Consider the following 6,544-nt stretch of genomic DNA (forward strand, 5'->3'; position numbering starts at 1 on the left):
ATAATAATGGGAGTCCTGATGTTATTAATTTCACATCAAGTTACTCAGATATACTTGTTGACCAAGTGAGTTTCTTTGCCTGGGAATCTTATTACTATAAAGACTTTGTTCTTGATGATTTTGAGTACAGTGAGGTGGGTAGCCCTAACCCTGTTCCTGTACCGGCTACCATGCTTCTGTTTGGATCAGGCCTGTTTGGTTTGGCCGGGTTCAGGCGACGATTTAATAAATAATACGCTTTCCATTCATATCATTAAATAATCAAGGCAGAACATTTTGAAATATTCTGCCTTGTCTTTTTTGGTAACCCCGCAAAAGCTACCCAAATCCAGCTTCTTCTTTGTTATTCGGCCTTAGCGCTATATTTGTTTTCCGACATTTATCAAATTCGCCATTTTTATAATTATAAACTTTGATAACCGTGCCGGTTTTGCTATAGCGTTTGGTGGGGCCGTCAAGACCATCATTTTTATAATTTTCTTCCAGCTGTGCTTATTATTCCAGCTAAAGATATTTATACAGTCTAAATAACAATAAATACTCAATGTATAAATGTAGTTTTATTGTTATTTGGTAGCTGTTTATACTGTATAATTTAGTGCCTGAAAGTTATACTGTATAAGCATTATCATAATATTGCATTATGTTAAACAATTATAGCACCAATGCTATTATAACTATTTAATTAATATAGAAATAATTAGCTAATCAATAGCTATGATCCCGCATATTTATATTAAACAGTATAATTCTATAATTATACAATAACCCCATATAGAACTTAAACAGTATAATAGTTATTGACAATAAAATATTATTTATATATTTTGGGTAATTATACTGATTAAGTTATTTTGGATATTTATACAGTCTTTTGAATCCGGACTAATACGGAACTTATACTAAATAAGGTAAGGCCATGATTTCTTCCGAACATGCTGATAGCAAATGGTTAACAAGTGTTGAGCTTTTCGAGATGACCGGGATATCACGTGCTACGCTCAATAATTATATTAAAATGGGAATAATTCCTAAACCGATTGTGAGAAAACCGGATGATCCAAGTTCGCGTGCAAAAAAAATTGGCTATTTTCCTCCAAGTGTTATTGACTCAATTTCAGCTGTGCAACGAATGAAGAAAGAAGGCATGTCTATGGAGAGCATAGTTAGTATATTAAGCGGAAAACATTCTGCTGCGCAATCCGGGACACCGGAAAGTGATAAACATGTTGTAGAAGAATATATCTCATCAGATCGACAATCTGCGGAATTTCTAAAACCAACAGATGATTTTGAAATACAACATAATAATTCCGGAAGAAATATTCAGGAAGGTTTATTATTGAATTTAAGCATAAATGATATCAACTGTCCTGCGTTTCTTATAAATAATAATTTTGAAATTGATTGGATTAATGCTGAGGCTGAAAAAAATATATTCAATTTCGATATCAAATTGATCAAAGATGCATCAGAACGAAATATTTTTAAGTTGTTCTCAAAAATGGGCTTGCTATTAAATGATCAAGACACAGAAGTAAATGATCTTGTATCGTATCTTATGAAATTTGTTAAAAATACAATTCAAAAAAATTCCATAAAAAAGCTTTATAACGATATTACGGAAAAGGAAACCCTGTTGCTCCAAAATGTATATGACAATGTTAAACCTCTTGGTAATGAATCAAGATATGCAACTTATTTGAAATTGGGAGAAAATAATGAAAAGGATTCATTTCCCCATCATGCGTACCATGTGGTTTTTCGGGAGGGCATTTTAATTATACTTGCACATATGAATGATGTTTTATACGGCATTGTTGATCTTGATATAAGCCGCCAAAAAATTATACAGGAATTGATGAGACAGCGGATGCCTTCTCTGGTTTCTTTTTCCGTACTTGTCGCAGATCTACAGGATTCCAGCCGAATTTGTGCAGAATTGCCGCCAGAGGAATATTTTGAACTTATCCGTGATATATGGAAGTATATGCATGATATTTTTAAGAAATATCATGGTACTTATGGTAAGCATGTTAGCGATGGGATGGTTTTTTATTTTCTTAAAGAAAAAAACAGTAATTATATATTAAATTCAATTTATTGTGCGCTTGAGTTAAGAGAAAAAATGAAACAATTAAACATGGAATGGAAAACACGAAAAGGCTGGTTAAATGATCTTTATCTTAATATTGCTATAAATGAAGGTCAGGAATATTTTGTAAATACTCCTTCGCCAAATATGGAATTTACCGCTCTTGGTGATACAGTAAACTATGCCAGCCGGCTTTCGGATGTGGCTCGTTTCGGAGCTATATGGACAACAAAAAATCTTTTAAACAAACTTGGGATTGATCAGCGGAAAACACTGCACTACGGGATTAGACGTATGGAACAAAATCGGGAAATATTTGGAGAAAATCTATTTGCCAGGGTTGTTGATATGGTGCCTGCCAATGACTCAAATTATTCTAAATTCATGGACATTGCCACTCTTTCCATAACTGAGATAATAAGCACAAGCTCATATTATTTGGGAGAAGAAATAGAAGATTCACACTACAATTAAGTATCTTACTTTCAATTATTTATATTAGCCAGTTATATAATATAATATAACTGGCTAATATATAATTATAAATACTCTTCGTTTTACTCTATATCCGCTATCCAGGCTTATGTTTTAACAGTTGTAAGCCGTGAGAGATAAAAAGTTATTCTAAAGACGTTTTGATAGTAGAGCCACTTTCAAAACGTTTCAGTTTGGTCAAGCTCAAGGCGGGAGAAAATTTCAACCACAGGAATACCTTTAGTATTTCGAGGATTTAAATTTGAGCCCAACGCAGAGATCGGCCAAGATGTGGCGTTTTGAAACTGGCTCAGTAATTTATTAAAAAGATTATTGCCCAGTGTGGATTTTGCTTTGCTCTGCCTCAAGAGGAATCTCTTATGAAGTTATTCTTGCTTTTCCACAATGCTTTTGTTAATTTAATAATCACATTATTAAGTTTCATATATTTGGAAACACTTCATAAATCTAAACTCATACCTTGGCCTAAATACTAATATAGGACTTGCTATGATATCTTTACAGGTGCGCAGGAATTATCTGTTAATCTTCTGGCTGTATTTAAAGGATTGTTATGCCTGAAACGAAACAGCAGAATTCATCAGCCAATGGTTTTCGCCGCAGTCTTTACCTTTTTTTCAGTATTTTCATGCTTACCGGAGCAGTAATAAGCGGCTTGATGATGGTCTTTTACCGGTCGGAAATAAAAACTCGCCTGTCACAGCTTAAAACCCAAGAGGAATTTTCGGTTAACCTGCAGAGTAAAGCCATCGAAAATCTTTTTGATTCAATTGTTGGTGATCTGTTTTTTTTGAGCCGTCAGAATGAGCTGCAAGAATATCTGGCAGAAGGCAACACTGCCCGCCTGGACGAAATTGCCAATGAATATCTCAATCTTAGTGCTGAGAAAAAAATATATGATCAAATTCGTTTTCTTGATCAAAATGGGGTGGAAAAGGTCAGGGTTAATTTTAATCAGGGAAATCCTATCCGAATTGTTTCAGATAAATTGCAGTCCAAGCAAAAACGCTATTATTTCAAGGATTGCTATCAGCTTGAACAGGGAGAAGTATTTATCTCGCCTTTTGATCTTAATGTGGAACATCAACAGATCGAACAGCCTTTAAAGCCCATGATCAGGATAGGAACGCCGGCTTTTGATTCGAAAGGTTTGAAGTGTGGTATAGTTTTGCTAAATTATCTTGGATCTGATCTGCTCAAGAAATTGATAGATTCGGAACAGGTTTCACTGGGCCGGACAATGCTACTCAATGCTGACGGCTACTGGTTGCTCAGCCCTGATCCCAATCAGGAATGGGGATTCATGTTTAAAGACGAAAAGCGTTCTTTTTCCTATCTGTATCCTGAGCCCTGGAAGGAGATAAAGCGTCAAAAGAGTGGACAGATTCTTACTCCCGAAGGTTTATTTACTTATAGGGTTATATATCCGATAAATAAAGGGCATTTCTTTAGCAGTGGGACCAAAGAGTACTTTGGAAATACTCAGACAAAGATTAATTTCAGGGACTATTACTGGCATCTTGTCTCTTTTACTCCAAAAGAAACATTCGATAAGTTTGCTGCACATTTAATGATGAAATTTTTTGGGTTTGGGGCTGGAATATTTCTTATCATTGCCTCCGGTTCCTGGTTTCTGGCCTTTGCTATTACCAAGAGGCGGATATCTCAGGATCGAATGAAGACCATGGCTCTATATGATGTTCTGACTGACCTGCCTAACCGGCGTCTGTTTTATGACAGGCTTGATACTGTTATAAAACAAAGCAGGAGATATAAAACCCGATTCGGTCTTTTGTATATAGATCTGGACGGTTTCAAGAAAATTAATGATTCTTTTGGTCATGAAGCTGGTGATGCCTTGCTATGTGAAGTTGCCGACCGGTTAAGGCAATGTGTTAGAGAATCCGATACTGTGGCTCGCTTAGGCGGTGATGAATTTGCTGTAATTATCGATCATTTGAAAACCGATAACGGAGTCCATGTAGCTGCCGGCAATATTATTCTTATGCTGTCTAAGCAAATAACATTGCCACAAGGCAATGCCAGGATTGGAGCCAGTATTGGCATCAGTTTATTCCCCATCAACAGCGAAGATGGTGAAGAGTTGCTCAGGCAAGCGGATATTGCTATGTATCATTCCAAACGCAGTGGGAAGAATATGTTTTCACTATTTTCTTCAGAGCTTGCTGCGGAAGACATAGAAAGCGACTAAATATCCTGATAGTTGGGCAAACGCCAGTTTTCTTGTTAGGTTTGACATTCCCTGACATATTTAAAATTGAAGCTTCTTTGTCTCTATATCATTGCTATATTTTTGATTTTATTTTGATTTTAGTTGACAATCGAGAACTTGCCGGGATAAAGTGACATACAACAATTGCTGTTCTTGGATGAAAAGATGAAAAAGTCGATATCTTAAGCCCCGGAAAAAGTTCGGGGCTTTTTAATTTTAATACATAGCCGGTCTCAAAGCCTCCTTATCGATCCTATCATTTTACTACTTTAAACACCTGCTTAAGTTTGTCTCTATTTATATTGATATCCTGTGAGTCCTTAAAGCGGTGTAATCAATTACTATATTTGAGATCGGTTCAATATAAAAGGAATTTATGGAATTTAAAGCATTTAATTTAAACCCCGGCCTTGAAGCAGGTATAGCCGCTGCCGGGTATGTCACACCAACCCCTATCCAGACCAAAGCGATCCCGTATGTTACTAAAGGACGCGACATTATAGGCCTGGCCCAGACCGGTACCGGCAAGACGGCGGCTTTCGCGCTGCCGATTTTAAACCGGTTAATGCAAGGCAAACGTGGTGGTGTTCGTTCCCTGATTATTACTCCTACCAGGGAATTAGCTGAACAGATTCATGATACCATCAATTGTCTGGGTAATAAGACCCGTATCAGAAGTGTTAGCATCTATGGCGGAGTGAATATAAATACTCAAATCAAAAAACTGAATCAGGGTGCAGAAATTGTTGTTGCCTGCCCAGGCAGGCTTCTTGACCACGTGAACCGTGGAACGATCAAACTCAACCGGGTAGAAGTACTTGTCATTGATGAAGCTGATCATATGTTTGATATGGGATTTCTTCCGGACATCCGACGAATATTGAAACATCTCCCGGCACAGCGGCAAACGCTTTTGTTTTCAGCCACCATGCCCAATGAAATTCACGGCCTGGCTAAAGACATTCTTAATGACCCGATAACAATAAAGATAGGTGAAACCGCACCTGCAGATACCGTCAGTCACGCCCATTATCCTGTGGCGCAGCATTTGAAAACAGCGTTTTTGCTGAAACTTCTGGGCAATATCAACTCCAAATCCGTGCTGGTGTTCACGCGTACCAAGCACCGTGCCAAACACCTGGATGAACAACTTATCAAGGCCGGTATTAGTTCCACATCGCTTCAGGGGAATCTTTCACAGGGCCGTCGTCAGGCCGCTCTTGACGGCTTCCGCAAAGGAACATTTCAAGTGCTGGTAGCCACAGATATTGCTGCGCGCGGCATTGATGTATGTAAGATCTCTCACGTTATCAATTATGATATTCCTGATACCCCGGATGCGTATATTCATCGTATCGGCAGGACAGGGCGGGCGGAACAAAACGGAGATGCATTTACTTTGATTACAAGCGATGACAAGCAAATGGTCAATGCCATTGATCGTGTTATTGGTTCAAAAGTTGAGTGCCGTACCTTGGCGGATTTCGACTATAATACGCCTGCTCCTCAAAAAGCAAATAAAGGGAGGTCTGTGCCTTCATCTTTGAGAACACGGCATAAAATAGGTAACAAGAGGCATGTTAGCCCGACATTCGCGAAGAAGAATAAATCAAATTATATTTAAAAAAAACAATTGATTAAATTCAGCCAGTTATAAACTTTGCCAGTAATTGGTCAAGTTTGCATGCCACATAACCCACTTAAATTATTGAGCCTGAAAG

The 6,544-nt window shown here is 37.6% G+C and carries 5 protein-coding genes; 4 read left to right on the plus strand and 1 reads right to left on the minus strand.

Going from position 1 to position 6,544, the window contains the following annotated elements; genetic code table 11:
• On the plus strand, positions 1-233 hold a 233-nt coding region (locus KKC46_10890; protein MBU1054320.1), incomplete at its 5' end, for a PEP-CTERM sorting domain-containing protein.
• A 686-nt stretch (positions 234-919) separates the two neighbouring features.
• A complete protein-coding gene (locus tag KKC46_10895) occupies positions 920-2,569 on the plus strand; it encodes a hypothetical protein (GenBank protein ID MBU1054321.1) in 1,650 nt (549 codons plus the stop codon).
• Positions 2,570-2,748: 179 nt separating this feature from the next.
• Here KKC46_10895 and KKC46_10900 read toward each other — a convergent pair whose 3' ends face one another.
• Complete coding sequence (locus KKC46_10900) at positions 2,749-2,937, minus strand: hypothetical protein (protein MBU1054322.1); 189 nt, start codon at positions 2,935-2,937, stop codon at positions 2,749-2,751.
• A gap of 206 nt (positions 2,938-3,143) precedes the next feature.
• On the opposite strand from KKC46_10900, the gene KKC46_10905 reads away from it, so the two are divergent.
• Together KKC46_10905 and KKC46_10910 are read left to right on the plus strand one after the other, a co-directional pair.
• Positions 3,144-4,802, plus strand: a complete 1,659-nt coding sequence (locus tag KKC46_10905; GenBank protein MBU1054323.1) for a GGDEF domain-containing protein — start codon at positions 3,144-3,146, stop codon at positions 4,800-4,802.
• 397 nt (positions 4,803-5,199) lie between these two features.
• Positions 5,200-6,447, plus strand: coding sequence for a DEAD/DEAH box helicase (locus tag KKC46_10910; protein MBU1054324.1), 1,248 nt, complete (start codon positions 5,200-5,202; stop codon positions 6,445-6,447).
• The last annotated feature ends 97 nt before the right edge of the window (positions 6,448-6,544 follow it).

The sequence above is a fragment of the Pseudomonadota bacterium genome (assembly GCA_018817425.1).
Classification (GTDB): Bacteria; Desulfobacterota; Desulfobacteria; order Desulfobacterales; family RPRI01; genus RPRI01.

What these genes read in the sequence shown, in the direction of transcription:
- KKC46_10895 (MBU1054321.1), top strand. Translation starts at nt 920, where the DNA reads ATGATTTCTTCCGAACATGCTGATAGCAAATGGTTAACAAGTGTTGAG.
- KKC46_10905 (MBU1054323.1), top strand. Translation starts at nt 3,144, where the DNA reads ATGCCTGAAACGAAACAGCAGAATTCATCAGCCAATGGTTTTCGCCGC.
- KKC46_10910 (MBU1054324.1), top strand. Translation starts at nt 5,200, where the DNA reads ATGGAATTTAAAGCATTTAATTTAAACCCCGGCCTTGAAGCAGGTATA.